Annotated in this window: 23 protein-coding genes and 2 pseudogenes; 8 read left to right on the top strand and 17 right to left on the bottom strand. The window is 65.5% G+C overall.

All coding sequences use genetic code 11. The features are described from left to right. Positions 1–69 precede the first annotated feature (69 nt). Complete coding sequence (locus tag AC2CQI_RS07720) at positions 70–1,389, top strand: ammonium transporter (RefSeq protein ID WP_484579780.1); 1,320 nt, start codon at positions 70–72, stop codon at positions 1,387–1,389. Positions 1,390–1,456: 67 nt separating this feature from the next. Further along, positions 1,457–1,798: a DMT family transporter gene (locus AC2CQI_RS07715; protein ID WP_484579779.1), complete on the top strand. Its 342-nt coding sequence runs from the start codon at positions 1,457–1,459 to the stop codon at positions 1,796–1,798. 118 nt (positions 1,799–1,916) lie between these two features. Here the strand turns inward: AC2CQI_RS07715 and AC2CQI_RS07710 are convergent, their stop codons facing one another. The 11 genes and pseudogenes from AC2CQI_RS07710 to AC2CQI_RS07660 all read right to left on the bottom strand — a co-directional run bounded on the left by AC2CQI_RS07710 (position 1,917) and on the right by AC2CQI_RS07660 (position 12,931). Further along, complete coding sequence (locus AC2CQI_RS07710) at positions 1,917–2,096, bottom strand: hypothetical protein (RefSeq protein WP_075801800.1); 180 nt, start codon at positions 2,094–2,096, stop codon at positions 1,917–1,919. Positions 2,097–2,107: 11 nt separating this feature from the next. Continuing rightward, positions 2,108–3,466: an ammonium transporter gene (locus AC2CQI_RS07705; protein ID WP_484579778.1), complete on the bottom strand. Its 1,359-nt coding sequence runs from the start codon at positions 3,464–3,466 to the stop codon at positions 2,108–2,110. 191 nt (positions 3,467–3,657) lie between these two features. Beyond that, positions 3,658–3,831, bottom strand: a pseudogene (locus AC2CQI_RS07700) (methyl-accepting chemotaxis protein); the annotation flags it as partial. A gap of 150 nt (positions 3,832–3,981) precedes the next feature. Further along, positions 3,982–4,233: pseudogene (locus AC2CQI_RS07695) on the bottom strand (PAS domain-containing protein); the annotation flags it as partial. Between the two features lie 460 nt (positions 4,234–4,693). Next, a complete protein-coding gene (locus AC2CQI_RS07690) occupies positions 4,694–7,036 on the bottom strand; it encodes a trimethylamine N-oxide demethylase (RefSeq protein WP_484579777.1) in 2,343 nt (780 codons plus the stop codon). A gap of 10 nt (positions 7,037–7,046) precedes the next feature. Continuing rightward, complete coding sequence (locus tag AC2CQI_RS07685; RefSeq protein WP_484579776.1) at positions 7,047–8,417, bottom strand: NAD(P)-binding domain-containing protein; 1,371 nt, start codon at positions 8,415–8,417, stop codon at positions 7,047–7,049. 72 nt (positions 8,418–8,489) lie between these two features. Further along, positions 8,490–9,344, bottom strand: a complete 855-nt coding sequence (purU, locus tag AC2CQI_RS07680) for a formyltetrahydrofolate deformylase (protein WP_484579775.1) — start codon at positions 9,342–9,344, stop codon at positions 8,490–8,492. Between the two features lie 5 nt (positions 9,345–9,349). Next, positions 9,350–10,480: an aminomethyl transferase family protein gene (locus tag AC2CQI_RS07675; protein ID WP_484579774.1), complete on the bottom strand. Its 1,131-nt coding sequence runs from the start codon at positions 10,478–10,480 to the stop codon at positions 9,350–9,352. Between the two features lie 31 nt (positions 10,481–10,511). Further along, a complete protein-coding gene (locus AC2CQI_RS07670; RefSeq protein WP_484579773.1) occupies positions 10,512–11,528 on the bottom strand; it encodes a heme-dependent oxidative N-demethylase family protein in 1,017 nt (338 codons plus the stop codon). Between the two features lie 15 nt (positions 11,529–11,543). Beyond that, the gene (locus tag AC2CQI_RS07665; RefSeq protein ID WP_484579772.1) at positions 11,544–12,464 is read right to left on the bottom strand and encodes a PDR/VanB family oxidoreductase; all 921 of its coding nucleotides are present in this window, start codon (positions 12,462–12,464) and stop codon (positions 11,544–11,546) included. Continuing rightward, positions 12,461–12,931: a dimethylamine monooxygenase subunit DmmA family protein gene (locus AC2CQI_RS07660; protein ID WP_484579771.1), complete on the bottom strand. Its 471-nt coding sequence runs from the start codon at positions 12,929–12,931 to the stop codon at positions 12,461–12,463. Before AC2CQI_RS07660 ends, AC2CQI_RS07665 begins: the two co-directional genes overlap by 4 nt. Before the next feature lie 162 nt (positions 12,932–13,093). Between AC2CQI_RS07660 and AC2CQI_RS07655 the strand changes: the two genes are divergently transcribed. Beyond that, entirely contained in the window at positions 13,094–13,693 is a 600-nt protein-coding gene (locus AC2CQI_RS07655; protein WP_075801810.1) for a LuxR C-terminal-related transcriptional regulator, read from the top strand. A 123-nt stretch (positions 13,694–13,816) separates the two neighbouring features. Here AC2CQI_RS07655 and AC2CQI_RS07650 read toward each other — a convergent pair whose 3' ends face one another. From AC2CQI_RS07650 to AC2CQI_RS07640, 3 genes are all read right to left on the bottom strand, one after another. After that, positions 13,817–14,995, bottom strand: a complete 1,179-nt coding sequence (locus AC2CQI_RS07650; RefSeq protein WP_484579770.1) for an MFS transporter — start codon at positions 14,993–14,995, stop codon at positions 13,817–13,819. A gap of 1 nt (position 14,996) precedes the next feature. Then, positions 14,997–17,003 carry a TonB-dependent receptor gene (locus AC2CQI_RS07645; RefSeq protein WP_484579769.1) on the bottom strand — a complete coding sequence of 669 codons (2,007 nt, stop codon included), beginning with the start codon at positions 17,001–17,003 and terminating at the stop codon, positions 14,997–14,999. Between the two features lie 113 nt (positions 17,004–17,116). Then, entirely contained in the window at positions 17,117–18,022 is a 906-nt protein-coding gene (locus AC2CQI_RS07640; RefSeq protein ID WP_484579768.1) for a helix-turn-helix transcriptional regulator, read from the bottom strand. A gap of 144 nt (positions 18,023–18,166) precedes the next feature. Here AC2CQI_RS07640 and AC2CQI_RS07635 point away from each other — a divergent pair, with 144 nt between their 5' ends. Next, positions 18,167–19,336 (top strand): FAD-dependent monooxygenase, encoded by a 1,170-nt coding sequence (locus tag AC2CQI_RS07635; RefSeq protein ID WP_484579767.1) that lies wholly within the window; start codon positions 18,167–18,169, stop codon positions 19,334–19,336. Positions 19,337–19,442: 106 nt separating this feature from the next. Continuing rightward, positions 19,443–20,357, top strand: coding sequence for a site-specific integrase (locus AC2CQI_RS07630; protein WP_484579766.1), 915 nt, complete (start codon positions 19,443–19,445; stop codon positions 20,355–20,357). Positions 20,358–20,364: 7 nt separating this feature from the next. Here AC2CQI_RS07630 and AC2CQI_RS07625 read toward each other — a convergent pair whose 3' ends face one another. Together AC2CQI_RS07625 and mhpT are read right to left on the bottom strand one after the other, a co-directional pair. Further along, positions 20,365–20,730, bottom strand: coding sequence for a hypothetical protein (locus tag AC2CQI_RS07625; protein WP_484579765.1), 366 nt, complete (start codon positions 20,728–20,730; stop codon positions 20,365–20,367). After that, positions 20,731–21,954 (bottom strand): 3-(3-hydroxy-phenyl)propionate transporter MhpT, encoded by a 1,224-nt coding sequence (mhpT, locus tag AC2CQI_RS07620; RefSeq protein WP_484579764.1) that lies wholly within the window; start codon positions 21,952–21,954, stop codon positions 20,731–20,733. A 356-nt stretch (positions 21,955–22,310) separates the two neighbouring features. Between mhpT and AC2CQI_RS07615 the strand changes: the two genes are divergently transcribed. Further along, on the top strand, positions 22,311–23,543 hold the full coding sequence (locus tag AC2CQI_RS07615) for an OprD family porin (RefSeq protein ID WP_484580597.1): 1,233 nt from the start codon (positions 22,311–22,313) through the stop codon (positions 23,541–23,543). Between the two features lie 132 nt (positions 23,544–23,675). On the opposite strand, the gene AC2CQI_RS07610 is transcribed toward AC2CQI_RS07615, so the two are convergent. Next, a complete protein-coding gene (locus AC2CQI_RS07610) occupies positions 23,676–24,146 on the bottom strand; it encodes a MarR family winged helix-turn-helix transcriptional regulator (RefSeq protein WP_484579763.1) in 471 nt (156 codons plus the stop codon). A gap of 191 nt (positions 24,147–24,337) precedes the next feature. Between AC2CQI_RS07610 and AC2CQI_RS07605 the strand changes: the two genes are divergently transcribed. Together AC2CQI_RS07605 and AC2CQI_RS07600 are read left to right on the top strand one after the other, a co-directional pair. Then, the gene (locus tag AC2CQI_RS07605; protein ID WP_075801819.1) at positions 24,338–25,168 is read left to right on the top strand and encodes a p-hydroxycinnamoyl CoA hydratase/lyase; all 831 of its coding nucleotides are present in this window, start codon (positions 24,338–24,340) and stop codon (positions 25,166–25,168) included. Positions 25,169–25,239: 71 nt separating this feature from the next. Further along, positions 25,240–26,688 carry an aldehyde dehydrogenase gene (locus AC2CQI_RS07600; RefSeq protein ID WP_484579762.1) on the top strand — a complete coding sequence of 483 codons (1,449 nt, stop codon included), beginning with the start codon at positions 25,240–25,242 and terminating at the stop codon, positions 26,686–26,688. The last annotated feature ends 68 nt before the right edge of the window (positions 26,689–26,756 follow it).

Below are 26,756 nucleotides of genomic sequence, written 5' to 3'. Positions count from 1 at the left end.
CGACAATGAATGCCGGCCCGCCCAGCAAATGCGGCCACCGGCATCCCCATCGATTGGAGGCAGTGGGCAATGATCCGGTATTCACCTGTGGTCCGCGGTACCTTGGGCCTTTCCCTGATGTTGGGCGCGACGGCGGCATTCGCCGAGGACGCGCCGGCGGCCATCGACAGCGGCGACACCGCCTTCGTGGCCCTGTGTTCGCTGGTGGTGCTGTTGATGATGTTGCCCGGGCTTGCCCTGTTCTACGGCGGCATGGCACGCAGCAAGAACGTGTTGTCGATCCTCATGCAGGTGTTCTGCACCGCGTCCCTGGCGGCGGTGCTGTTCGCCCTCTATGGCTACAGCCTGACCTTTACCGATGGCGGCTCGTTGCAGTCCTTTATCGGCGGCCTGGACAAGCTGTTCCTGCGTGGCGTGAGCAAGGACTCGATCACCGGGACCATCCCCGAGTACCTGTACTTCCTGTTCATGCTGCTATTCGCCGCGATCACCCCGGCGATCATCGTCGGTGCCTTCGCCGAGCGCATGAAGTTCTCGGCGGTGATGGTCTTCATGGCCTTCTGGCTGACCCTCAACTACCTGCCCATGGCCCATATGGGCTGGGGTGGCGGCTGGGTGTTCAACCTCGGCGTGCAGGACTTCGCCGGCGGCAACGTGGTGCACCTCAACGTCGGCATCGCCGCCCTGGTCGGTGCCTGGATGCTCGGCCGCCGCCGCGGTTTCGGCACCCAGGCCCTGGCCCCGCACAACATGACCATGACCTACACCGGCGGTTGCATGCTCTGGGTCGGCTGGCTCGGTTTCTGCGGCGGTTGTGCCCTGGCGGCCAGCGGCTTCGCCATGCTGGTGATGGTCAACACCATGCTTGCCAGCTGTGCCGGCGCCCTGGGCTGGCTGATCGTCGAATGGCAATACCGTGGGCGTCCGAGCCTGTTCGGCGCAATTTCCGGGGCGATTGCCGGCCTGGTGGCGATCACCCCGGCCTGCGGTTTCGTCGGGCCGATGGGTGCCATTTTGCTGGGCTTTATCGCCGGTCCGGTGTGCGTCTGGTCGGTGGACAAGCTCAAGCCTATGATCGGCCTGGACGATGCTTTCGACGTCTTCGGCGTGCATGGCGTGGCCGGGATCCTCGGCGGCCTGCTGACCCCGGTGTTCGCCCTCACCGCCATCGGTGGCCAGGGCTTCGCCGAAGGGCGCGGGCTGATGGAGCAGTTGATGGTCAATGGCGGGGCGATCCTGTTCAGCATCGTCTTCTCGGCGCTCAGCAGCTGGATCGCCTTCAAGATCGCCGGCGCGCTCTGCGGCGGGCTGCGGGTGGATGAAGAGTCCGAGGTGGATGGCCTCGACCTCTCCGCTCACGGCGAGGTGGGATACAAGTATTCCAACTGATCCCTGAGGGAAAACAGCGCCGGCGCCTTGTGCCGGCGTTTGCATTTGTCGTGAAAGGAGAAGGGCAGTGGGCTGGTTGAATGGATGGACGTATCTGCTGGCGGCCGGGGCGTGCGAGGTGCTGTATGCCTCGATCATTCCCAGGACCGATGGCTTCACCCGGTTATGGCCGAGCCTGTACTGCGGGGTGTTCCTGGCCTTGAGCATCTACCTGCTGAGCCTGTCGGTCAGGGAGCTGCCGCTGGGGCTGGCCTATGCGGTGTGGGTGGGCATCGGGACGCTGGGGACGGTGATCTACGGGAGCATGTTTCTCGGGGAATCGCTGGGGGTGTTGAAGGGGGTGTGTTTGCTGATGATTGTCGGCGGGATTGTCGGGTTGAAGCTGGTGGGGGATGGGCAGGTGGCCTGACTCTGTCGGGATCGACGCGGACCCTGTGGGAGCGGGTTCACCCGCGATTACGATGGTGGGTTCGCTATCGCAATCGCGGGTGAACCCGCTCCCACAGGGTCCGCGTCGTTTTGTAGCTTTACTTCAGCTTCGGTAGTTCTTCATCCGGCATCGCATAGCTGTGCTTCTCATGCACGAACGTAGTGACCAGCGCATACAGCGTGGCCGCGATCACCACCACGGTGATCACCCCCAGCACCGCAGGCTTGTCGGCAAAGGTGAATACGGCGCTGGCGCCTTCATAGGTACTGATGCTCATCCCGGTTCTCCTCAGACAGTGGCTTTGCTTTCAGCGATCATCACCGGCTTGGCTTTCACCGGCTCACCATAGATCCCGCTCCATTCCGGATAGGCCTGGGCCGGTACCTCGGTCAGGTCCAGGCCACGCTCTTCGGCATGCGCCGGCACCCGCAGCACGCCGGCCTTTTTCAGCGCCCAGGACACCAGGTAGCCCGGAATGAAGCCGAGCGAAGCCATGACCAGCGCGCCGCCCAATTGCCCCATGAAGCTGATCTCGGCCATGCCGTTCATGTTCGGGTAGCCGGAGAGGAACACCCCGCTGATCACCAGCCCGGCAAAGCCGCCAAACCCGTGCACGGCAAAGGCGCCCACGGCATCGTCGAGGCGGAATTTCAGCAGCAGGTTGTTGACCAGCGGCGCCACGGCGGCCACGCCCATGCCGATCAGGTAGGCCAGGCCGGGGTGGTAGAGGTCCAGGCCCGGGGCCACGGAGATGATCCCCACCAGCCCGCCGGACATCATCCAGTACGGCTCGCGACTGGTCAGGTAGGCACCGATCAGGCCGCCGGCAAAGCCCATCAGGGTGTTGAAGGCGAAGGCGGAGAGGGTGGTGGGCTGGCCGTAGATATTGATCCACTGCGCCCCCGAGCTGTAGATGATGCAGCCACCCAGGAAGCCGAAGAAGCCGACGATGATCAGCATCAGCCCGACCACGCTCATCGGCATGCTATGGCCGACAATGGCGTTGGCGCTGCCGTCCGGGTTGAAGCGGCCGATCCGCGCGCCGAGGTTGATCACCACGGCCAGGGCGAAGAAGCCGGCGATCATGTGCACCACGCCTGCGGCGCCGACGTCGTGGTAGCCCCACTTGACCGTCAGCCAGCCCTCCGGGTGCCAGCCCCAGGCCGCGCCGAACAGCCACAGTACCGAGCCGAGGAGGATGGTCATGATGATGAAGGCGCTCATCCGCGCCCGCTCGATGATCGCCCCGGACAGGATCGAACCGGTGGTGGCGGCGAACAGGGCGAAGGCGCCCCAGAAAATGCCGGTGGCGTTGTCCTTGATGTTCGGGCCCATGACCTGGCTCCACGGCATGGCCGCGCTGAGGGCGTCCATGCGCGGCACCAGGCCGTCGGGGAAGGCGTTGTAGATGGCCCAGCCGAACAGGAAGAAGGTGGGGACGATGAAGCCGAAGGCGAGGATGTTCTTGACCCCGGCAGCGAGAGCGTTCTTCAGGCGCGAGGCGCCGATTTCATAGGAGAGGAACCCGGCATGGATCAGGATCATCAAGGCGATGCACCACCAGTAGAAGATCTCCATGTTCAGGGTGTTGGTCATTTCGATCAGACCCTTCAGTTCCTCCAGGGTCGGGGCTTTCTGTTCTTCCATCACTCGATCCTCGATGCAGATGCTTTTGGAATGTTGTGGTGGGCAGAGGGAAGTGGACTGCTTGCCTTTGAAGGCTTTTGTTTTTATGTGTTCTTGAGGGCCTCATCGCTGGCAAGCCAGCTCCCACAGGGTTCGCGGCGCATGCAATACCTGTGGGAGCTGGCTTGCCAGCGATAGCGGTCTCAGGATTGCAACATGTTCTGGATCTGCTGCACTGACTCCTGCGTCCTGCGCGCCAGGTTGCGCACTTCATCCGCCACCACCGCAAACCCCCGGCCGCCTTCCCCGGCCCGGGCTGCCTCGATGGCCGCATTCAACGCCAGCAGATTGGTCTGCTCGGCAATCCCGCGGATCACCCCGGCGACCTGGGCGATCTGCCCGTAGGTGGCCTGGATGCTCGCCTGCTCGCGATCATGCAGGCTCGCCGCAGTCTTCTCGTCGCTGATCTCGCGCACCGCCCCGGTCACCCAGGTCAGCCGCCCCTTGGCATCCCGCAAACAGCGCCCGCGCTCGCGGAACCACACCTCGCCACGGGTCTTGTGGCGCATGCGGTATTCCACGGCATAGAACCCATCACCAGCGCTGTCGACCATCGAGGCATTGAAGGCCTTCATCACATTCTTCAGGTCATCGGCATTGACCACGCCGAAGTAGCTGTCCCAGCCATCGGGGAACTCGTCGCGGCCATAGCCGATCAGGGCGCGAAACTGTTCGGACCAGCGAATCACATTGTGCGGATGGTCCGGGTCGCCATTGACCACGTTCATCGCCCAGCAACCCTCGGTGAGGGTGCGCTGGGTCAGCTCCCAGACCTGTCGGTCTTCATCCCAGCGCTCGCGCTCGGCATTCAATACCTGCAACTGCTGGGCAACCGCATCGCGTTCCGCAGTCAGCTGCTGCACCCGCGCATCGGCCTCGGCCAGGCGCCGTTGCAGCGCATCCAGCTCATCCGCGGTGCACGGCGGTGTTACATAACCCTCGGCCTGCTGGCGAATCCGTTGCAGTTCGCCCCAGTCCCTTTGCAGATGTTCCAGGTTGCCGAGCAGCCGCGGCTGGCGCTGCAATACGGGTGAATGGCCCGTAACAGAGCCATTGCGGGAAAGTTGTTCGAGCCACTGGCTGAGCTCGTTGGCCAGGTCGCTGGACGCTTTGCTGAACCACATCGTCAGGTTCTCCATGCAAAAGGGACAATCCCTGTCCCGGTTACCTGCAATTTCCCATCCAGTTTCACGAACGTACCCGACGTTTTTCCGGATCGTAGGCCACGGTGCTGGCCGTGACGGTCGCACTGATGCGTTTCTGCTGGCCATCGAGCTTGCCCACCTCGACCTGTGTGCCCGGCGCGCAATGGGCCACATCGAGGCGGCACAGGGCGATATTGCGGCCCAGCACCGGCGAGCGGGTGGCGCTGGTGATCACCCCGACCTGGGCCCGGCCCACGCGCACGCAATCGCCATGGACAGCCGGTTCATTGCCCTCCAGCTCCAGCCCCACAAGACGCCGCTGCGGCTCGCTACTGCGCCGCAACAGGGCAGTGCGCCCGATAAAGTCCGCCTGCTTGCTGTTCAGCGGCACGCAGAAGCCGATGCCGGCCTCGAACGGGTCGGTCTGGTCGCAGAAGTCATAGCCGGAGAAGATCAGCCCGGCCTCGATGCGCAGCATGTCCAGGGCATCCAGCCCCAGCGGCACCAGGCCCAGCGGATCGCCCAGTTCCCAGAGCCGCGTCCACACCGCCATGGCATCCCGCGGATGGCACCAGATCTCGTAGCCCAGCTCGCCGGTATAGCCGGTGCGCGAGACCATCAGCGGCGGGCCGTTGTAGTCGTCCAGGCGCCCGGTGAGAAAGCGGAACCAGCCGAGATCCTCCAGCACCGGCTGCGTGCCCGGGGTCCAGATCATGCCCTTGAGCAGGGCACGGGCCAGCGGGCCCTGCACCGCGATGTTGTGGATCTGCTCCGAGGCGCTCTTGACCCACACCTTCATCCCCAGCCGCGCCGCCTGCTCGCGCAGCCAGTCGCCGGCATGGTCTTCGCCACCGATCCAGCGGAAGGCATCCGGGCCGAGACGCAGTAGCGTGCCGTCATCGAGCATGCCGCCATGCTCGTAGCACATCGCGCTGTAGACCACCTGGCCCACCGCCAGCTTGCGCACGTCGCGGGTCAGGCAGTGGTCGAGCAGGGCCTCGGCATCCGGGCCGAGCACTTCGAATTTGCGCAGGGCCGAGAGGTCCATCACCGCCACCCGCTCGCGGCAGCCGTGGTATTCGGCGAGGGTGCCGTAGCCGTCGAACTGGCGCGGGGTCCAGAAGCCACGGTATTCGATGAATTGTCGGGTCAGGGCGCTGGTGCCGGGGTGGAAGCCGCTTTCCCGGGTCAGTTGCGCTGGAGCATCGGGGGCTTTGCGAGTGGCCATGGCGAGACTGAAACGCTCCTTGGCGGAATAGACGCGGATATGGATGTCGGTGGGCTGCCAGCCGTTGGCCGGGTCGATATCGTCCGGGCACGAACTGCTGGCGCAGACCAGGTCGGTCATGGCCCGCAGCAGCACGTAGTCGCCGGGGCGCGACCAGGGTTCGTCGACGGTCAGTTGCTGATGGGCATCCACCGCGGTGTTGAAGAAGAAGTTGATCGCCGGCCAGCCGGCCCGGGCCGTCACACCATGGCGGGCGAGGACGCGGCTGAGGTTGTCGCTGCAGTTGGCGTGGCCGAAGTAGCCCTGGGCCTCGTAGTAGCGTGCGGTGCAGGCGAGGGCGAAGGTGTCGTGGCGGCCGACGGTGTCGCGCACCACTTCCAGCATGGGTTGCAGGTTGCGGTCGTAGAAGCGGCTGAACAGGCCCGGGCCGGGATAGGCATTGCCGTTGAGGGTGCGGGTCACGGTCGGGTCGAGGTCGATCTGCGCGCCGCTGTCCAGGCCGCGGCGGTCGAAGGCGACGAAGTCCGAGCACTGCCGGCCGGCCACGTCCAGCACCTGGATGTACTGGCCGGCGCCCACTACATAGTCGCGGGCGGTGCCGGGCGTGATGGTGAACTCGTCCACCACCTCGCCCAATGGCACTGGCAGGGGCGGCGTGAATTGTGCCCGGGGATTGGCCCGGCGCACCAGTACACGCAGCTCGCTGGCCCGCGCCTGGCTGTCCACCGGCGTGGCGCCGCCGGGGGCGGCCACCAGTACCAGCAGGTTTTCGCTGCTATGGAACACCCGGCTGTGGCCCGCCGGAGTGGCCTCGGACCAGAGCCGTGCGGCCTCCGGCAACTGTCGGCAGTCGATGCCACGACGGGCCAGACCCGCCGTCACATGCGCCGCTTCGCGACTGCCGTCGTGCAGCAGATGGCTGATGAAGGCCGCACCGGGGCTGGGCCGCAGACCCATTGCGCCCAGGGCCTGGCGGTTGCCGGCGAAGGCCAGCAGCTCGGCGCCCTGGTCGCCCTCGAGGTCGATCACCTCCAGGCGGTCGCCGGGTTCCAGCTCCACCACCGTCAGCCCGGCCGGCGCGACGCGATGGCGCTCCACCAGCGGGTTGCGGGCGAACAGCGCCGGCTCCAGCGGCCGTGAAATCACGGGTGCTTGCATGGGCTGCTCCTCAAGGCGCGGTCAGTTTGCCGGGGGCCGGCGCGTCGGCCAGGTAGGCGTGCAGCGAGTCGTCCAGCGCCTCCAGCCAGGGCGTGTGGTGCGGCGTGGCCAGGGTGCCGGTAATCAACGAGCGATGGCACTTGTCGCGGTAGCCCATGATGTTTTCGTACTTGTCGTGCTTCCATTCGAGGAAGGTGCGGTTGACCTCGGCGATATCGAAGCTGGGGTAGTCGGTGGCCTCGATCAGTTGGCGGATGTACTCGCCCTGGAACTCGAACATCTGCTGGGCGTTCTCCAGCCCCAGTTCGGTTTCGCGCCAGGCCAGGTCCTCGGCGTGCATGGCCGTCGGGTCGGGCAGGGCGATGCGCCCGAGGATCACGTCGCGGGCATACCAGGCCTGGGCGTCGAACATGTTGAAGCTGTACCACTGGTCCTGCATGCCCAGGTACACCAGGCGCGGGTTCTGTTCCCAGAACACGCCCTTGTACAGGTTCAGCGGCCACAGGCGGTTGTCGGTCTTCAGGCGCAGGTCTTCGGGGAGGAAGGGGAAGTGGTGCTTGTAGCCGGTGCAGAGGATCACTGCGTCGATGCTCTTGCTGCTGCCGTCGATGAAGTGCGCGGTGTTGCCGGAAACGTGGGTCAGCAGCGGTTTTTCCTCCCAGTTCTGCGGCCACTGGTAGCCCATGGGCGCGCTTCGGTAGCAACTGGTGATGCTGCGGGCGCCGTACTTGAAGCATTGCGAGCCGATGTCTTCGGCGGAGTAGCTGCCGCCGACGATCAGTACGTCCTTGCCCTTGAATTCCAGGGCATCGCGGAAGTCATGGGCGTGCAGGATGCGGCCGGCGAAGCTTTCGAAACCCGGGAAGCTGGGCACGTTGGGGGTGGAGAAATGCCCGCTGGCGACCACCACGTAGTCGAAGGTTTCGCTGTAGGTCAGGTCTTCGGCGTAGTTGTGCGCGGTGAGGGTGAAGGTCCGGCTGTCGGCATCGAAGCGCACGTCTCGCACGGCGGTATTGAAGCGGATCAGCTCGCGTACCCCGGCTTTCTCCACCCGGCCCTTGATGTAGTCCCAGAGCACCTCTCTTGGCGGGTACGAGCCCATGGGCCGGCCGAAGTGCTCGTCGAAGCTGTAGTCGGCGAACTCCAGGCATTCCTTCGGGCCGTTGGACCAGAGGTAGCGGTACATGCTGCCGTGGACCGGCTCGCCGTGCTGGTCGAGGCCGGTGCGCCAGGTGTAGTTCCACATGCCGCCCCAGTCGGCCTGCTTCTCGAAGCACACCAGTTCGGGGATGTCGGCGCCCTTGGCCCGGGCCGACTGGAAGGCTCGCAACTGGGCCAGGCCGCAGGGGCCGGCGCCGATGATGGCTACGCGTTGGTTCATGGCATCTACTCCTAGTGATGACCCAGAGCAGACCGCGGACCCTGTGGGAGCTGCGGTGTGCTTGAGGGAGGGCTAGCGGAAAATCACGGTGCGCTCGCCGTTGAGGAACACCCGGTGCTCCAGGTGGTATTTCACCGCCCGCGACAGCGCCACGGTCTCGGTGTCACGGCCGATGCGCACCAGGTCATCCGGCCGCCAGGCGTGGTCGACCCGCTGCACCTCCTGCTCGATGATCGGCCCCTCGTCGAGGTCCGAGGTGACGTAGTGCGCCGTGGCACCAATCAGCTTCACGCCTCGCGCATAAGCCTGGTGGTACGGCTTGGCACCCTTGAACCCGGGCAGGAACGAGTGGTGGATATTGATCGCCCGCCCCGACAGCTCGCGGCACAAATCGTCGGAGAGGATCTGCATGTAGCGGGCAAGCACCACCAGTTCGGTACCGGTCTCTTCCACCAGCCTGAGCAGCGCCGCCTCCTGCTGGGCCTTGCTGTCCTTGGTCACCGGCAGGTAGACGAAGCGGATGCCCTCGCGCTCGGCCATGGCCCGCAGGTCCAGGTGGTTGGAGACGATGGCGGTGATGCGCATGTCCAGCTCGCCTTTCTGGTGGCGATAGAGCAGGTCGGTCAGGCAGTGGTCGTACTTGCTGACCATCAGCAGCACCGGCATCGGCCGGTTGCCTTCGAACAGCTCCCAGTCCATGGCGAAGGGCACGGCGATATCGGTAAACCCATCGCGCAGGGCATCCAGCTCGGGCGTGACCCCGTCGTTGAAGCGGAACACCGCACGCATGAAGAAGCGCCCGGCCAGTTCGTCGTCGAACTGCGCCAGCTCGCTGATATAGCACTGGCGCCCGGCCAGGTAGGTGGTCACCGCGGCAACGATGCCGGAAGTGGCGGGGCAACCGATCTTGAGGATGTAGTGGGTCATGGTTCTCAGCCTTTGGCAGTGCGTTTCTTTTTTTCGGGGTCGTCGAACGGCAGGCTGTGGGCGATGGCCTTGGCGGTGAGGCTGCCGCGTACTTCCAGGGGCAGGCCCTGGGTGGCGATCTGCGGCTCGACCCGGGCGATGGCCATGGAGCGTTCGGTCAGGCGCGAGTACATGGCGCAGGTGATCACCCCGACCTGGCGGCCGTCGTGCCACAGGGTGTCGCCGTTCTGCGCGGCGCTGTGGCCGTCGAGCAGCACGCCGTAGATCCTGAAGCGCTCCTTGCCCTGCAGGCGCACATGCTCGCCGGCCCCACGGAAGTCCTGCTTGCCGGGCGACACGGTGAAGTCCAGGCCCAGCTCCCACAGGGTGTCGCCGGCCTTCTGGTCGGCGAAGGGGTACATCTGCGAGTTGTCGTAGGGGTAGAACAGCAGGTAGCTCTCGACCCGCAGCCAGTCCAGGGCGGTGAAGGCGCAGGGGATGATGCCGTGGCCGGCGCCTTTCTCCAGGATGCCGTCCCAGATCAGCGGCGCATCGGCGGCCTTGCAGAAGATCTCGTAGCCGCGCTCGCCGGTGTAGCCGGTGCGGGAGATCATCACCGGGCGGTCGAAGAGTTTGGTCTGCAGGTGATGGAAGTAGGGCAGGTCGCGGATGCCGGGCACGTGCTCGGCGAGGAAGTCCACCGCCTTCGGGCCTTGCAGCGACAGGTCGTGCAGGTCGTCGTCGAACAGCACCGCCACCTGCCGGCCCTGGGCCGAGCGCACCAGCATCTCGTGGCCAATGCCGGCCCCGTGCACCACCATGAAGGCATTGGGCCCGGTGCGGTAGACGATGCAGTCATCGGCGAAGGTGCCGTCTTCATTGAGCATGCAGGCGTACACCGACTTGCCCGGATACAGCTTCGAGATATCCCGGGTGGTGGCGTCCTGCAGCAGGCTTTCGGCGTGGGGGCCGACGTAGTGGACCTTCTTCAGCCCGGAAACGTCCATCAGCCCGGCATGGGTGCGGATGGCTTCGTGGTGGTCGGCGAGGTCGCTGGCGTAGGTCCAGGCGGTGCCCATTCCGTTCCAGTCTTCCAGGTGCGAACCGAGCGCCAGGTGGCGTTCGCGGAGCGCGCTGATGCGCCATGAGGTGGCCATGGGAAATGTCCTTTTGTAGTGATTGTTGAAATCAGGCTTCGGGGTCGAACGGGCGCAGCCAGTCCAGCAGCGGCTGGCGGTAGCGGCTGATGCCTTTGTAGTCGGCGATCGGCTCGGGCAGGTCGCGCATGACCCGATACATACGCCGGGCCCAGGCGGGATTGGTGACCAGCTCGTCCAGGCTGATGAGGTAGGTACGGATGCTGAACATCAGCGCGTTGGAGCGCGGCAGGCGCACCATCAGTTGCAGCTCCACCCGCAGATGCACCAGCGCGCCAGCGTTGTCGGCGGTGACCTTGCCGCGATCGTTGCCCCATTCGTGGTAGGTCTCGGGGGAGGTGTCGAGGCGCGGGTTGATGGTCAGGGTCCAGTTCAGGCGGCGCACCGGCTGGCCGACCTGGAGGTTCAGCAGGTACTTCAGGGCCCGCTCGAACACCCCGGCGCGATGGGCCATGGGCACCGGCGTATGCCATTGCTGGAAGCTCATCCCGGCATCGAAGCGCAGCGACCAGTCGGCCGGGCAGGTGACCATGCCGGCATCCATGAACAGGTCGTTGTCGCGCTGGTCGAGCAAGGCGAAGTCACCCTGCATCTGCCGGGTGATGTATTCCAGCGGCTCGCAGGGCAGGGTCGCCGGGTCGCCGAAGGTGAAGTGCTGGTCGATGCCCAGGGCCAGGTTCTGCCAGTGCCAGGCATTGCCATCGCGGCTCAGGCGAAAGTGCCGGGGGTAGTCGGTGGCCAGGCTTTCCATCAGCAGGGCGACGCTGTCCCAGGCGGCCTGGGCCATATGCGGCATTACCAGGCAGCGTTGCGGGTCCAGCTCCAGCACCCGGGCGCGCTCGGCCATCTCCGAGACGTAGTGCTCGTCGACATCGAACAGGTGCTCGAACACCGAGCCGGGGTCGCGGGAGGTGGCCGGCTCCAGGTTCACCGAGTACATGTACTGGTCTTGCGGGAACGGGAAGGGAAAGCGGGCGATGGCTTCGGCGCTGTTGGCGAAGCTGAAGTCGTCCCGGTAGGTTTCCAGCGGCTTGAAGGTCAGGGTCATGGCAAGGGCTCCGGGTCAGATATCCAGCAGGATCGGGCTGCCGCAGCCACGGGAGACGCAGGGCATCAGGCTGGCGGCGCGATCGGCGGCGGTGAGGAAGTGGTCGCGGTGCTCGACGTCGCCCTTGAGGTACGGCGTCTGGCACTGGCCGCAGACACCGCCACGGCAGAGGTTGGGCAGCTCCACGCCGGCCGCTTCCAGGGCTTCGAGCAGGCTTTGCTCGGCGCCGACCTGGAGCTGGCGGCCGCTACGGTGCAGCTCGACGCTGAAGGGCAGGCCCGGCTCGGGCGCGGCGAAGGCTTCGCTGTGGATGCGCCGCGGGCTCCAGCCCTGGGCGGCGGCCTGTTCGGCGATCGCCAGGGGCAGGGACTGCGGGCCGCAGCTGTAGACATGGGCGCCGAGCGGACGGTCTTTCAGCAGCGCTTGCGCGTCCAGGCGGCGGGTGCCGGCGGGGTATTCATGCAGGCGCGGGCCGAGCAACTGGCGCAGTTCGGCGAGGTAGGCATCGCTGCTGCCGCGACGATAGGCATAGTGCAGCTCGAAATCCGCACCCCGGCGCAGCAGTTCGCGGCTATGGGCGAGAAAGGGCGTGATGCCGATCCCGGCCGCCACCAGCAGGTGCTGCTGCGCCTTGCTGTACAGCGGGAACAGGTTGGCCGGGGCGCCGATGCGCAGCGAATCGCCGCTGCACAGCACCTGGTGCAGGTAGCGCGAGCCGCCCCGGGAATTGTCCTGGTGACGCACGGCGATGCGGTACTCGCCGCTGTCCGCCGGGTCGCCGAGCAGCGAGTAGGCGTTGCGCCGGCCATTGGGCAGGTGCACCTGGACATGGCTGCCGGCGGAGAAGCCGGGCAGGCTGCCGCTCATGGCGTGCAGGCAGTATTCGCGGATTACCGGGGTGAGTTCGCGGATGGCGGCGACGCGGACATCGATCATGGGCGGGCCTCTGCGTAGGGTTGGTCGGCATCGGTGCACACGCCGAGGTAGGCGCCGAGGCGTTGCGAGAAGTGGCGGCGTACTTCCAGGCGCACGCCGCAATGGGCGCAGGTCAGGACCTCGGCGGCGCTGGCCGGCTGGCAGCGGGCGCAGTGCACGCAGAACACCTGGCGGCTGCCGGGCACGCGGCTGAGGAGGATTTCGTCGTCCTGCAGGCCGGCACTGCGGGCCAGGGCCTGCAGCGGCCAGATGAAGGATTCGTCGCCGCGCAGCTCCAGACGCAGGCCGCAGCGGGCCAGCTCGAGGCGGGCGGTCAGGGCCCGTTGCAGGGCGGCGGCGTTGGCGAAGTCGGCCAGGGCCAGTTGCTGCCCGGCAGGCAGGTCGGCGTCGCGGTACTGGGTAACCAGCAGATCCGCGGGCCGGCCCTGGGGCTCGTAGCGGGGGACGCTGAAGGGGTGGTCGGTCATGGCGCGGTCTCGGCGGCTGTTTCTTCGTGAGGGAAATAATTTCCCCGGAAGAAATTTCACTCAATCCGCTAGAGGGGGTATGCCAAAAGGCGTAGTGGGCGCTGGAGGGCACGGAAGTTGCTGCCCTGGAGGTAATTCCCCAAGGGTTGCAGGAGGAGAGGGATGGACAATGCCTTGCAGTCGGCCCCCGTGTGGGACGACCTCACCGAGCGCGAGGGCCAGACCCTGACGCTGATCAGCACGGGCCTGAGCAACAAGCAGATCGCCCGGGAGCTGGGGATCAGCGACGGCACGGTGAAGATCTACGTGCGCAATCTGCTGCGCAAGTTCCGCCTCGGCTCGCGCCTGGAGCTGGCAACCCGGGTGCATCGCGGTGCATCGGTGGTGCCGGCTGCACCGATACCGTTCGCTTCGGGTCTGCTGGATGAGTTGCCGGGGCTGATCTATCGCGGGCGCAATGATCGTAGCTGGTACATGGAGTACGTGAGCGCGGGGTGCCTGCCGTTGACCGGGTATCCGGCGGAGTACCTGACGTCCAGCCCGGAGCGCAGTTTCGGCACGCTGATTCTTGATGAATATGCGGAATACATCTGGTACTGCGTGCAGTGTGCGCTGCTCAAGCATGAGCCGTATCAGCTGAGCTACCGGATCCGCAGCGCCGAAGGGCGGATCAAGGATGTGTGGGAGACGGGGGTGGGGATCTACTCGGGCAGCGGAGAGGTGCTGGGGATCGAGGGGGCGATTTTCGAGCGGTTGGTCTGAGCCCGTTTGACCACCACCGAACCTGTGGGAGCTGGCTTGCCAGCGATGAGGCCGGCTTGGGCAACGATGTTGTCAGGTCTGGCCAAATCGCTGGCAAGCCAGCTCCCACAGGGTTTTGCAGGGTCAGTCAGTTCGCCGCTCCAGATGCAGGCACAAGCGCCGGGCCGGCCACAGGCTGATCACCGCAATCGCCGCAAGCCCGGCCAGCAACCCGCCATACCCGACAAAATGCGCCACCTGCATCGCCCCCAGCGAAGCCACCATCGCTACCGCCGCATCCACCGACTGGAACAACGCATAGTCCGACGCCGGCTGGTGCCCCCGGACCTGGCCCATCAGCAGGTTGTACAGGGTGACGAAGCCGATCGCCGCGACCACATTCACCACAGCGAACAACCCGAGCCACCACGGCAGGTCGAACACCTTCACCCCGAACGCCGCCGCCAGCGCGACCCCGGCATGCAGCAGCATGCACGGCAGCAGGCAACGCCACGCCCCCAACCGCCGCGCCATCCAGCTACCGAGCAGGATGCCCAGGCCACTGGCGACCGTGCCGTACAAGGTGATCACCAGCCCCAACCGCTCGAACGCCAGCCCCTTGTCCAGCAGCAGCACCGTCTGCACCGCCATCAACCCGCGCATCGCCAGGTAATAGATCGCCACCAGGCACAGCGCCGGCCACAAGGCGCGCAGGCTGCCGAGGTCCAGTCGCGGCGCCGGGGCATTCGCTGCTCGAACGCTACTCGCAGGCAGCCAGCGCAACGGCAACAACAGCGCCAGGGACAACCCCGCCATCCCCACGAACCCGCCCCGCCAGCCCCAACGCTCGGCCAGCCAGAGAAACCCCAGGCTGCCGAACACCACGCCAAGGTAACTGCCGCCCACCTGCGCCGCGTTGGCGAACGGGCGCTGGCGGCTGTCGGTGGTGGTGATGGTGATCGCGTCGGCGTAGACATCGTGAGTCGCCGAGAGCAGTGCCAACAGCATCAACGCCATCAGGATCGGATACAGCGCGCTCTCCGGCGCCAGGCTGGCGATCACCAGCAGCACTGCGGCCATCCCCAGTTGCAGCATCACCAGGCTGCCCAGGTAGCGATTGCCCCGCAGCCCCAGGCAATGCCGCTCGCACCAGGGCGCCCAGAAGCACTTGCCGACCCAGGGCAGGAAGGTCAGCGACAGCAGGCTGAGGCTGGCCAGGTCCAGCCCCTGGTGGCGGAAGTAGCCGGTCACCCCTTGCAGCATCAGCGCGGTGAGCATCCCTTGATGCAGGTAGTAGCACCAGTAGGGCAGGTAGCGCCGCATCTCAGAAGCTCGCCTTCACGCTCAGGCCCAGCTCACGCCCCGGCCCCGGCTGGGCGAACTGCTGGCCCGGTGCGGATTCGTAGGCATAGGTGCGGTACAGCTTGTCGCCGAGGTTGTTGGCGTACAGCGCCAGTTCCAGGTCCGGTTGCGGCAGCCAGCTCAGCCGCGCGTCGATCAGGCTGTAGCCGCTTTGCGCGACCTGGTTGTCGACATCGAAGTAGTGCTTGCCGATATAGCTGACCCCGGCACTCGGACGGATCTCGCCAAGCAGTCCGTCGAAGAACAGGCTGTGCTCGATCGACGCACGCAGGCTGCGCTGCGGGGTGAAGGTCAGGTGATTGCCCTGGCGTTCGGAGTCCAGCAGGCGGTTGCGGTTGACCGTGCCGGCCACGCGCACCCGGGTGGCGTCCGTGGCCTGCCAGTCGAGGGACAGCTCGGCCCCCTCGCTGCGGGCCTTGCCGATATTGGCCAGGGACTGGGTGCCGGTCCCGGCATCGCCGACGAACTGCTGCACATCCTCGATGTCGATGCGGTACAGCGCGCCGTTCAGCCACACCTGCTTGTCCAGCAGGCTGGCCTTGAAACCGACCTCCAGGTTCAGGGATTTCTCCGGCGAGTAGGCCACCGCATCCGGGGTGATCGCGCCGATCCGGTTATAGCCGCCAGCCTTGAACCCCTTGCTGACCGAGGCATACAGGCGGGTGTCCGGGGTGGCCTGGAAGCCCAGGGCGACCTTTGGCGTGGTGCTGGTGAAGCGGTCGTTGCCGCTGTAGTCGAAGCCGGGGGTGTACAGGGCGTTCTGCTGCACATAGCGGGTCTCGGCCTTTTCCTCGCTGTGGCGGGCGCCGAGGGTCAGGTCCCAGCGCGGCGCCAGGTGCCAGGTGAGCTCGCCGAACACCGCCTTCTCGGTGTTCTCGATGCGGCTGTCGGCCTGGCCGTAGACGCCGAACAACGGTGCGCTGCTGTCGGGTTCACGGCGCGAGTGACTTTTGCTGTTCTGCCAGTACAGGCCGGTGACCAGGTCCCAGGCGCGGTCTTCGCCCTGGGTCGCCAGGCGCAGTTCCTGGCTGAGGGTGCGCTGGGTTTCCGGCCAGAGGAAGCCGAGGTCGCCGAACAGGCGTTCATGCCGGTAGTTCTGCAGGGCGCTGATGGCCGTCAGGCGCCAGCTGTCGTTGAGGCTCCAGTCGAGGGTTGCGCTGCTGCTTTCCACGCGACGGACATAGATCGACTCCTGCAATGGCACGCTGGCCCGGCGCTTGCCGTAGGTGGCATCGGCCAGGTACTGCTCGTCGTAGGAACGCAGTTTGTCCCGGGCATAGGCCAGGCGCAGGCTGAGGTCTTCAGTGGCCTTGAACAGCAGGCCGACCCGGGCACCGCCGTTGTCGCTGTCGCCATGGTGCTCGCTGCGGGTCAGCTCGCCGTCGGTGTCCTCGTGGTAGACCGTGCCTTGCAGGTACAACCGGTCGCTGAGCACGGGCGTCGAGCCGCTGGCGGACACCTGCTGGTGCAGGTTGCTGATCCGGCTTTGCAGCGTGGCGCGGGGCGTGTCGTCCGGCTGGCGGGTGAGGATGTTCAAGGCGCCGGCATGGGCGTTGCGGCCATACAGCGTGCCCTGCGGCCCCTTGAGCAATTCGATCTGCTCGATATCCAGCAGCTCCTGGTTGAAGGTCCCGAGGTACTGCGGCACGCCATCGATATAGATGCCCACCGGGGCGTTGTACGGATCGGACGAGGAAATGCCGCGCAGACTCAGGCTGGGAAACAGGTCGGCGCCGGTATTGCGCACCAGCAGTTCGGGAAAGACCCGCTCCAGCTCGCCGCTGTGGTAGACGTTGGCCTGCTCCAGGTCGGCCGGGGTGGCGACGGACAGGGCCAGGTCGGTCTGGTTCTGGTTCTGCACGCGCTTGTTGGCGGTGACCTGCAGGTCGGGCAGGGTCAGCACGTTATCGGCGAAGGCAGTCGGGGACAGGGCGCAGAGCACCGCAAGGCTGAGCAGGGAGCGTTGCATCGGAAATAACCTGAGGCGGGAATGATGGCCAGATGGTCGCGATCCGCGCCTTGGCCTGCGCGCGCGATCAGGGTGACGGCGCGCGCGATCGGGTCATTTGTTGATAGTCATTATCATTTGTCGTGTGTGTCGCAGCGGTTGCGGTAGTCGCTGGGGCTGATGCCGTGGTGGCGGCGGAACACCTTGGCGAAGTGGCTGGCATTGGAATAACCCACTTCCAGCGCCGCATCCACCACCCGCTCGCCCCGTTGCAGGCGCTGGGCGGCCAGTTCCATGCGCATGTCCTGGAGCAGGGCATAGGCGCCCTTGCCGTAGAGCTGGCGGAAGCCTTGCTTGAGCTTGCGCACGTTGAGGCTCACGGCGTCGGCCAGGGCTTCGAGGGTCCAGGGCTCGGCGGGGCGGGCTTGCAGGAGGTTGCGCGCCTGTTCGATGCGGCCCCGATCGCGCGCACCGAGCACGGGTTGCGCCGCGCCGCTTTGCAGGTAGCCGACCATCTCGCCAAGCATCTCGAAGGCCTTGCCACGCAGGAAGATCTCCCGTGCCACGCCCTGCAGCGGGCAATCGAGCATGGCCATGCCGACCTTGCGCAGCACCGTCGGTGCCGGGAACTGCACCAGCCGCGCCTGGCCGTCGGCGGAGATGCGCCGCTCCCACAGCCCGGCCTGATCCAGCAGTTGCTGGTCGAGGCCGATCCGGCTGAGCACTTGGGGCGCGAAGCTGATATTCACCCCGCGCACCCGGGTGTTGGCGGCCAGCAGGCCCTCGCCCTGGATCGCCACGGTGCCGTGGTAGAGGCAGCAGGTGTCGGGGCTCAGGAGCATGAACGGGGTATCGGCGAACTGCCGCCAGCCGCCGCCTTCGGCGTAGTAGGCGATGGACAGCGACGGGCCGCTGTTGGCCTGGATACGGCAGTCCTCGCTCGGCAACAGGTCCAATACGCGGATATCCAGTTCCTCGTCGGCCAGGTTGGCGAAGGTCGGGGACAGCGGCTGGTCGGCGACGTAATGGTTGATGGACATGGCGGGGCCCTGGCTAAGCGATGGTGGATGATAACACTTATCATTACCGACCGATCGCGCGCGTCCGCTCCCTTATCGCGCGCGCAGCGGCGGGGTCGCCTCGGCAAGCTGTCGACACCATTGATGAGGTGATACAGAGTGACTGTGAAGATTCTGATTCAGGGCGCCGGGATTGCCGGCCTGGCCGCCGCGTGGTGGTTGAAGAAGCGTGGTTTCGAGCCCGTGCTGGTGGAGCGGGCGGCGGACCTGCGCTGCGATGGTTTCGTTCTCAGCCTGGGCGGCAGCGGCCACGATATCGCCGGGCGCATGGGCATTCTCGAAGGCCTGATGGCCAAGGGCGTGGAGCTGGGGCGCACGCAGTTTCGCGACAGCCAGGGGCGCGACGTACTGCTGATCGACCATCGCAAGCACCTGCGCCAGACCAATCTGCTGCCGGTGTGCCGGGATGATCTGGTTAATGCGCTGCACCGGGCGTTGAACGATCAGGTAGCGATTCGCTTTGGCACTCAGGTCGAGACCCTGGCGCAGGATGGCGAGGGCGTCGATGTGTGCTTCGACGATGGCACCACCGAGCGTTTCGACTTCGTAGTGGCGGCGGATGGCTGTTTTTCGAGCCTGCGCCAGCGCTATTTCGCCAGTGACGACGCGTGCCTGAAGTCCCTCGGCTACAGCGCGGCAGCCTTCACCCTGGAAGGCGCCCAGGCGCGCGGCGGCGAGCGCCATGTTTCGTTCTCCGAGCCGGGCTACACCGTCGAGTTGTACGGCATGCGCGAAGACCTGCTGGCCGCGCTGTTCGTCTGGCAGGATCACGAGGGCCTGCGGGTGCCAAGGGCGCAGCGGGCAGGGCGCCTGCGCGAGATGTTCGTCCATGCTCATGGCGATATCCAGCGGGCGCTGGATGCAGTGCCGGAGGGGTTCTACCTGGATCATCTGATGCAGGTGCATTTGCCCGCCTGGCATCAAGGCCGCCTGGTGTTGCTCGGGGACGCGGCGCATTGCCTGACCCTGGCCTCCGGGCGGGGAGCGAGCATGGCCATCACCGGTGCCTGGCTGCTGGCCGAGGAGCTGGCCCGCAGTGGTGATGTGGCGGCACTGCAGCGCTACGAAACGCGACTGCGCCCGGATATCACCGTGCTTCAGGCGCTGGCGCCGAAGATGGCCGGGTGGTACGTGCCGTTGACGCGGCGCGGCTGGCACCTGCGCAACCTGTTCATGCGCTGGACCCCGGACTGGCTGACCGGCTGGATGTTGCGCCGCACTTTTACCGAAGTGGATCAGGGGGCGTTGAGCCAGGCGGTGAGAACGCAACCTTGAGCGCGGCGCGGACCTTTTGCGTCCGCGCCCGCCGAAAATCCCTTGCCCCTGTCCAGGCCCTCGGTCATCCTGCCTCGCTTCGCCCCCCGCCGAGGAACCCCAAGGTTTGCCCGATCCACTGACCCGCCCGCTCTCGCAATACCTCGCTCGACTGGCGCCTTCCAGCCAGTTGACCATGAAGTACGTCCTGCAGGATGCCGCCGACCGCCTCGGTTTCGACGAGGTGGATATCGTCGAGGTGCCCTGGCACCAGCTCGAACCCGCGCATATCACCGAGCTGGTCGCCGCATTGCGCAGCGATGGCTACGCGCCCAACAGCACTTCGCTGTACGTCAACGCCATTCGCGGGGTGATGAACGAAGCCTGGCGCCTGGGCCTGATCGACCAGGAGCGGCTGTTGCGCATTCGTGAGGTGAAAGGTGTGCAGGGCACGCGCCTGCCGGTGGGGCGCAACCTCAAGCGCAGCCTGATTCGCGAGCTGATGGAGGCCTGCGCCGCCGATCCGCGGCCTCAGGGCCTGCGCGATGCGGCGTTGATCGCCTTGCTGTATGGCACCGGCATGCGCAAATCGGAGTCGGTGAACATCGACCTGGCCCAGGTGGACTTCGCCGAGCGCAGCTTGCAGGTACTGGGCAAGGGCAACAAGCAGTTGATCAAGTACGCCCCGGTCTGGGCCTTCGAAAAGCTCGACGCCTGGCTGAAATTCCGTCGTGAACAGCTACCTCCGGGGCAGGAGGACGACACCTTCCTGTTCAACCGCATCCGCCGCGGCAGCCATATCACCCGCGAGCGCATCACCAAGCACGCGATCTACTACATCGCCCGCCAGCGCGGACAGCAGGTGGGAGTGAAGATCATGCCCCACGACTTTCGCCGGTCATTCATTACCCGGGTGATCGAGGAGCACGACCTGTCCATCGCGCAGAAACTGGCGCACCACAGCAATATCCAGACCACCGCCAACTACGATATGCGCGATGACAACGAGCGGCGCAGGGCGGTGGATCGGTATGACTACTGAGGAATCATCACGTAGCACGTTGCAGTGCGAGATCTACGATTTGTTTGACGGTTAGTTGCGCTATGTCTTCCAGGCGAAGTTGGCAACCAAGTTCGTGGGATAGCTGTATGGCCAGCCATATTTTGTCCACTTCATCCCAATCAAACTCATGAATAGTGTTGTGCATTTCTACTTTCTGCCCGGGTAGCAACCGATCGGTAATAAGCCCGACGACAAGTTCAGTGACGTTTTCTTCATTTATAGTTATCGACTGGCGCATCTCATTTGCCTCGTTTTCCACGCAGGATGGGTTCAAGCATTTCAGCAGAGAATCCGATCCCACAAAACTGACAAAAATACCAGGTGCCCGCCCTAACGCGAGCACCCGGTACATTCAGGACCCGGCCTTCTGCAACGGTGCGGAAACGGTCTCCGTAGCCTGTCCGGAACGCCGCATCACATGGATCGCCGCCAGCGCCGCTACCACCAGCCCCGGCGAAGCGGCCAGCAACACGCCGGCCGTTCCGGCACCGGCCGCGAGGATCTGCCCGGCCGCCAGCGGTCCGCTCACCGACCCCAGGCGCCCGATGGCCACTGCCGCCCCGACACCGGTAGCGCGTACGGCGGTCGGATACAGCGGCGGGGCCAGCGCGTAGAGCACCAGTTGCGCGGCGATCACGAACAGCCCTGCGGCAAACCCGGCAATGGCCATGGCCGTCACGCCCACCGACAACCCCAGCCCGGCCAGCGATACGAGCAGGCCGGCATAAATGCACAGCGTGACCCGCTGCGGGCTGCCACGGTCCAGCAGCATGCCACCCAGCAGCGAACCCAGCGCGCCGCCGACGTTGAACAGCATCTGCACCAGCCCGGCATCCGGCTTGCTGAAGCCCTGGCCGATCAGCAGCGACGGCAGCCAGTTGAGCAGCATGTACATCACGGTCAGGGTGAAGAAGTAGGCGAGCCACAGCATCAGCGTGGCACTGGCCCTGCCTTCGCCGAACAGCGCGCTGGACGTGGAAGGTCGTTGCAGCACCGCACCGGCCTGCTGGAAGGCGCGGGATTCCGGAAGCATGACCAGCATCAGCGGGACCGCGAGCAGGGGCGCGAGGCCACCGATGATAAAGGTCATCTGCCAGTGGTCATGGGAGAACATCGCCACCACCGCCGCCAGTGCGCCGCCGAGCGGTACCCCGGAGTACATGATGCTGATGGCGGTGCTGCGCCGTTGTTCGCCCACTGCTTCGGCGCACAGGGCGATCAGGTTGGGCAGGGCGGCGCCCAGGCCCAGGCCGGTCATCAGGCGTGCCAGCAGCAGGTGGCTGTAGGTCTCGACATAGGCGGTCCACAGGGAGAACACGCCAAACAGGATGACCGCCGCCACCAGGACTTTCTTGCGCCCGATGCGGTCGGCCAGCCAGCCGCCGAAGAAGGCGCCCGGCAACAGCCCGACGATGCTGGCGCTGAACACCCAGCCGAGCATCTTCGGGTCCAGCTCGAAACTCTGGCGCAGCCCGGCGGCAGCGGTGCCGGCCGATTGCAGGTCGAAACCCTCGATCAGCGCGACGATGAAACACAAAGCGATTGTCAGCGTCGGACGACGCGATGAAGTGTCCATGGCATGGCCTCGTTCTTGTTGTTGTTCTGCGTGTGCCGGTCGCGAATGGCCGGCTGGAAAACAAGATAACAAGAATAACTATTTTTGCAGCTGCTTTTTTCCACTGGTTGATAGCGGTTGAGAGGTCCGTGCTAGACGCGGGCGAGACAGAAAAGCGCCTGCCTCGCGGCAAATAGTTAATAAAATTAACGTTCGATTATCGGTCATTCACCGTTGACGGACCCCGGGCGGCTTTCCATTCTCCGCTGCGTGGCGATGCCTGACACCTCGCCCGACTGCCAGAAAAACAACAACAAGAGTGGACTTCCCCTATGCATCACTGCGTTCGTGATACCCGCGCCACCCTGGCGCTGGCGATGGCATTCGCCAGCACCCCGAGCCTGGCCGGCGGCTTCTTCGAAGACAGCCACGGCAATCTTGCGCTGAAAAACTACTACCTGGATCGCGACTACAAGGACGCCGGCGCCAAGAGCGCCGCGCGGGAATGGGCACAGGGTTTCAATCTGTTCGTCGAGTCCGGTTTTACCGAAGGGCCGGTGGGCTTTGGCCTGGATGCCCGGGGATTGCTGGGGCTCAAGCTGGACTCGGCGCCGCACCGCAGCGGTACCGAGCTGCTACCGGTGTCGAAGAGTGACGGGGTAGCGGCCGACGATTACTCGCGGCTGGCGATGACCGCCAAGATGAAGATCAGCCAGACCACCGTGAAGAGCGGCGATAACCTGATCTTTCTGCCGTTCGCCTTCGCCAGCCCGTCGCGCCTGCTGCCGCAGACCTTCCGCGGCACCACCCTCAGTTCGAAGGAAATCGCCGGCTTGACGATCAATGCCGGCTACCTGGACCGGATCAACAAGCGTGATTCCACCAGCTACGAGCGCATGGCGATCGCCTCGCCCAATGGCCGCTTCCGTGGCTCGGAAACCTCATCGCACATGCTCTATGCCGGGGGCGACTACCAGTTGAACAAGTCCCTCGGCCTGCGCGCCTATCACGCCGAACTCGAGGACCTGTACCAGCAGGACACCCTGGCCGCGCTGTACGAGCAGGGCATCGGCGACGGCACCTTCACTGCCGACCTGCGCAGCTTCTTCAGTCGCGAGGACGGCCAGGCAAGGGCGGGCAGGGTGGACAATATCAACGCCTCGGCGCTGTTCAGCTACCGTCTTGGCGGGCACCGGCTGGGGATCGGCTACATGAATTCCAGTGGCGACTCGGCCACGCCCTACGTATCGGGCACCGAGCTGATGGGCATGAGTGAGCTGACCATGAGTTCGGACTTTCTCAATGCCAAGGAGCACACTTGGCAGGCCATCTACGACTATGACTTCGTCGCCATGGGCATCCCGGGGCTGAAAGGGCGGCTGCGCTATGTGCGCGGGGACAATATCGAACTGGCGTCGCTGAATGCCGATGATCGCAAGGAGCGCGAGTTCCAGATGGAGCTGGGCTACGTGATCCAGAGCGGGCCGCTGAAGAATGTCGGGTTCCAGGCGAGGAAGTCGATCTACCGCAATGACTTCCCGACGGGGGCGGCGTTCAGGGACGAGAACCAGACGCGGTTTCTGGTGACCTACACCTTGCCGATCTGGTAACCCGCATCTCACGGACAACACATAACCCTGTGGGAGCTGGCTTGCCAGCGATTTGGCCAGATCAGGCAACATCATTGCCCTTGCCGGCCTCATCGCTGGCAAGCCAGCTCCCACAGGGTCATGTGTTGCCCGTCAGTCCTGATACACCTTCTTCAACAACCGCAACAACTCCGCCCGCTCGCCGTCATCCAGCGCCGCCGTGGCATCGCGGTCGCTGTCGCTGGCGATCTGCTTGAGTTCCTTGAGCAGGGTTTCCCCGGTCTTGCTCAGGAAGATCCCGTACGAGCGTTTGTCCGGCTTGCAGCGAATGCGCACCGCCAGGGCCCGCTCTTCCAGCTTGTTCAGCAACGGCACCACCTGCGGCGGTTCGATGGCCAGCGCCCGGGCCAGGTCCGCCTGCATCAGCCCCGGGGTCTGCTCGATGATCGCCAGCGCCGAGAACTGCGCCGGGCGCAAATCATGGGCGCAGAGCCGGGCGATCAGATTCTGGAACAGCTTCAATTGGGCACGACGCAAGGCGTAACCGATCAGGTCTTCGAGGGAGGCATCCAGCGCCGGGGCCGGCTCGGGGGCGGTGTCGGAGGTGCGGGCGGACCTTGCCATCAGGATTGGGGTTCCTTGAGTAAGAAAGTTACCCAGTTTGCCCGCCCGGACAGGATCTGGCTAGCACGACCTCGGAAGAAAGCCCTGCAACTGACTCAGGAAAAAAGATAATTTTCATAATAGTTAATTGACATAACTAATTTGCTCGATTAGCGTGCTAACCATCACCTCGAACAACAAGAGTGCATCACATGAGCAACTACGAAGGCCGCTGGACCACCGTCAAGGTCGAAATCGAATCGGGTATCGCCTGGGTCACCCTGAACCGTCCGGACAAGCGCAACGCCATGAGCCCGACCCTCAACCGCGAGATGGTCGACGTGCTGGAAACCCTGGAGCAGGACGCCGAGGCCGGCGTGCTGGTACTGACCGGTGCCGGCGAGTCCTGGACTGCGGGTATGGACCTCAAGGAATACTTCCGTGAAGTGGACGCCGGCCCCGAGATCCTTCAGGAAAAGATCCGCCGCGAAGCCTCGCAATGGCAATGGAAGCTGCTGCGCATGTACGCCAAGCCGACCATCGCCATGGTCAACGGCTGGTGCTTCGGCGGCGGTTTCAGCCCGCTGGTGGCCTGCGACCTGGCGATCTGCGCCGACGAAGCGACCTTCGGCCTCTCGGAAATCAACTGGGGCATCCCGCCGGGCAACCTGGTGAGCAAGGCCATGGCCGATACCGTCGGCCACCGCCAGTCGCTGTACTACATCATGACCGGCAAGACCTTCGGCGGGCCGAAAGCCGCCGAGATGGGCCTGGTCAATGAAAGCGTGCCGCTGGCGCAACTGCGCCAGACCACCCGCGAGCTGGCGCTGAACCTGCTGGAGAAGAACCCGGTGGTGCTGCGCGCCGCGAAGAACGGCTTCAAGCGCTGCCGCGAGCTGACCTGGGAACAGAACGAAGACTACCTGTACGCCAAGCTCGACCAGTCGCGCCTGTTGGACACCGAAGGCGGTCGCGAACAGGGCATGAAGCAGTTCCTCGACGACAAGAGCATCAAGCCGGGCCTGCAGGCGTATAAACGCTGAGTGGTCCAAGGCGGCGTCCGCCGACGCCGCCACCGCGTGCTTCCTGACAAGACAAAAAAAGAGGAACGAGCATGTTGCAGGTGCCTTTGCTGATTGGCGGGGAGTCGCGCCCCGCCAGTGATGGACGAACCTTCGAACGGCGCAATCCGGTGACCGGAGAAGTGGTCTCGCAGGTGGCCGCCGCTACCCTGGACGACGCCGATGCCGCAGTCGCCGCCGCCAGCGCCGCTTTCCCGGCCTGGTCGCGCCTGGCCCCCAACGAACGCCGCAGCCGCCTGCTGGCCGCCGCCGATGCCTTGCAGGCGCGCACTGCCGAGTTCATCGCCGCCGCCGGCGAGACCGGGGCCATGGCCAACTGGTATGGCTTCAACGTCAAGCTGGCGGCCGGGATGCTTCGTGAAGCGGCGTCCATGACCACCCAGATCACCGGCGAAATCATTCCTTCCGACGTGCCCGGCAGCCTGGCCATGGCGGTGCGTGCGCCGTGCGGCGTGGTCCTGGGTATCGCGCCGTGGAACGCCCCGGTGATCCTCGCCACGCGGGCCATCGCCATGCCTTTGGCCTGCGGCAATACCGTGGTGCTCAAGGCCTCCGAGCTGAGCCCGGCGGTGCACCGCCTGATCGGCCAGGTGCTGCAGGATGCAGGCCTGGGCGACGGCGTGGTCAATGTGATCAGCAACGATCCGGCCGATGCGCCGCAGATCGTCGAGCGCCTGATCGCCAATCCGGCGGTGCGCCGGGTCAATTTCACCGGTTCGACCCATGTCGGGCGCATCGTCGGCGAACTGGCGGCGCGGCACTTGAAGCCGGCGCTGCTGGAACTGGGCGGCAAGGCGCCGTTCCTGGTGCTGGACGATGCCGACCTGGAGGCCGCCGTCGAAGCGGCGGCCTTTGGCGCCTACTTCAACCAGGGCCAGATCTGCATGTCCACCGAGCGCCTGGTAGTGGACGAGAAGATCGCCGATGCCTTCGTCGACAAGCTCGCCGCGAAGATCGCCACCCTGCGGGCCGGCGATCCGCAGGACCCGGCCTCGGTCCTCGGCTCCCTGGTGGACGCCGGCGCTGGCGAGCGCATCAAGGCGCTGATCGACGACGCGGTGGAGAAGGGCGCGCGCCTGGTCTGCGGCGGCCAGCTGGACGGAAGCATTCTCCAGCCGACCCTGCTCGACCGCGTGGACGCGAGCATGCGCCTGTACCGCGAGGAATCCTTCGGCCCGGTGGCCGTGGTCCTGCGTGGCCAGGACGACGAGGCGCTGCTGGCCCTGGCCAACGACTCCGAGTTCGGCCTGTCCTCGGCCATCTTCAGCCGCGACACCAGCCGCGCGCTGGCCTTGGCGCAGCGTGTGGAATCGGGGATCTGCCATATCAACGGCCCCACCGTGCACGATGAAGCGCAGATGCCGTTCGGCGGCGTGAAGTCCAGCGGCTACGGCAGCTTCGGCAGCCGCACCGCCATCGACCAGTTCACCCAGTTGCGCTGGATCACCTTGCAGCACGGTGCCCGTCACTACCCGATCTGATACGCCGGGACTACCCGCCGCCCGGCGCATCCGGGCGGCGGCACGACAGACAACAAGAACAAGGAGCA

It is taken from the genome of Pseudomonas sp. P2S-1 (genome assembly GCF_057197725.1).
Note: the sequence above shows the minus strand (reverse complement) of the source record. Positions and strands in the feature narration are given on the sequence as shown.